Annotated in this window: 3 protein-coding genes; 2 read left to right on the top strand and 1 reads right to left on the bottom strand. The window is 65.5% G+C overall.

The features are described 5' to 3' along the window. Positions 1-511, top strand: a 511-nt coding sequence (locus AC1VAN_RS20395; protein ID WP_480986591.1) for a hypothetical protein, incomplete at its 5' end; no start/stop codon positions are given. A gap of 51 nt (positions 512-562) precedes the next feature. Here AC1VAN_RS20395 and AC1VAN_RS20400 read toward each other — a convergent pair. Next, complete coding sequence (locus AC1VAN_RS20400; RefSeq protein ID WP_480986592.1) at positions 563-1,255, bottom strand: aspartate/glutamate racemase family protein; 693 nt, start codon at positions 1,253-1,255, stop codon at positions 563-565. 137 nt (positions 1,256-1,392) lie between these two features. On the opposite strand from AC1VAN_RS20400, the gene AC1VAN_RS20405 reads away from it, so the two are divergent. After that, the coding region (locus tag AC1VAN_RS20405) for a cation efflux transmembrane domain-containing protein (RefSeq protein ID WP_480986593.1) at positions 1,393-1,907 on the top strand (515 nt) is incomplete at its 3' end.

Genomic DNA, 1,907 nt, shown 5'->3' on the forward strand with positions numbered 1-1,907 from the left:
ATCCCGGGCACATCCGATTGCATCGGTTTACAGTTTTTTACACGTTCCAGCGCTTTCGGACGCGGCCTTCGGGCATCGCCCGTGGCCGCTGGCGCGGGTGCGGACAAGGATGTGCGGACCACGACGACCACAGGGGGTTGCGTTGATCAGCAGTATCGTCATTCATCGGTCGGCCGGCGCAGGCGCGGCCGACGTGCAGGTCCTGGACACGACGTTCAAGGGCAAGCGTGTTTTTGTTGCGTGGGGCCTGCGTGGCCTGGAACTGACCCGCGAAGCCGAGCCGGAAGATACGGTTGCGGCCCGCGATGCCTTGCGGCGGGTTTCCCGCCAGGCCGACGGGCCGCGCAGCAGCGAGATTTTCATTGCCAGCCAATCGGGCGTGGCCATCAGTGTCTACCGGATGCTGACCGAAGCCCGCAGCGGCGACGCCGTGTTCTTCCTGTGCGATTCGCCACCGGTGGTGGAATGGCTGGTTACTTCGCTGGAAGTGCAACCCGAATTGCCTGCGTGACCGGACGCCTGACCGTGCAGTCGAGCCTGCTCGACTGCACCCCGCCGTGGGTTACGCCAACGCTGCGTCCACTGCCGCGCGTGCATGCAGGGTCGTGGTGTCGAACAGCGGCACCGGGCTGTCTTCGGCGCGTACCAGCAGCATGATCTCGGTACAGCCGAGGATGATCGCCTGGGCACCGCGGGCAACGAGGCGTTCAATCACTTCGACGTACACCTGCCGTGATCGCTCGTTGACCACCCCGGCGATCAACTCCTCGTAGATGATCGCGTGCACCTCGCGGCGGTCATCGGCCTCCGGAACCAGTACGTCCAGGCCGAAGCGCTCGCTCAGGCGGCCACGGTAGAAGTCTTCCTCCATGGTGAAGGCGGTGCCGAGCAGGCCGACACGCTGCAGACCGGCCTGCACGATCGCCGTGGCAGTCGGGTCGGCGATATGCAGCAAGGGCAGCGGGCAGGCCGCCTCGATCTCAGCAACGAGCTTGTGCATGGTGTTGGTGCAGATCAGCAGCAGGTCGGCGCCACCGGCCTGCAGCCGCTGTGCGGCATCGACCATCTCGTTGCCCAGGGCATYCCAGTCGCCGTCGTGCTGCAGCTGCTTGATGCGGGCGAAATCCAGCGACCACATCAGCARCTGCGCMGAATRCGCGCCGCCCARCCGCGCGCGTACCTCTTCGTTGATGAGGCGGTAGTACTGCGCCGAACTCTCCCAACTCATGCCACCGATCAGGCCAAGCGTCTTCATGCGTGTCTCCGTGCCGGGGAAGCGCCATTGCAGCACAACAGGGGCCAGGACGTGCAATTGTGGGTGGACCCGCCGCAGCAGCTGCCGACGGGCCTGATTGGCGTGATAATGGGGTACGACAGGCAGAGGGCAGGGCGATGGGCGAATGCTGTGGCTGCGGCAAGACGCTGGATGTGGCAGCCATGCAGGCGCGCCACCGGCGCGTGCTGTGGATCGTCCTGCTGATCAACCTGGCGACCTTCCTGATGATGGTCGGCGCGTCCTGGTACAGCCATTCCTCCTCGTTGCTCTCCGGTGCGCTGGACAACCTGGGCGATGCGGCGACCTATCTGCTGAGCCTGCTGGTGGTGGGGGCCGGCGTGGCGGCCAAGGCGCGGGTTGCGTTGTTCAAGGGCGTGCTGATCCTGGCTGCGGCCGTGGCAGTGGCGGCACAGATCGGATGGCGGCTGGCGCATCCGCAGGTTCCCCTGTTCGAAAGCATGGGCCTGGCCGCGCTGTTGAACCTGGCTGCCAACGGTTTCTGCCTGTGGCTGCTGACGCCGTATCGCAATGATGACGTGAACCTGGCATCGGCCTGGGAATGCGCACGCAACGATATCTTCGAGGGCGTTTCGGTGGTGCTGGCGGCGGGGCTGGTGGCGCTGTTCGGTGC

The sequence above is a fragment of the Stenotrophomonas sp. 05L44_2 genome (assembly GCF_056665995.1).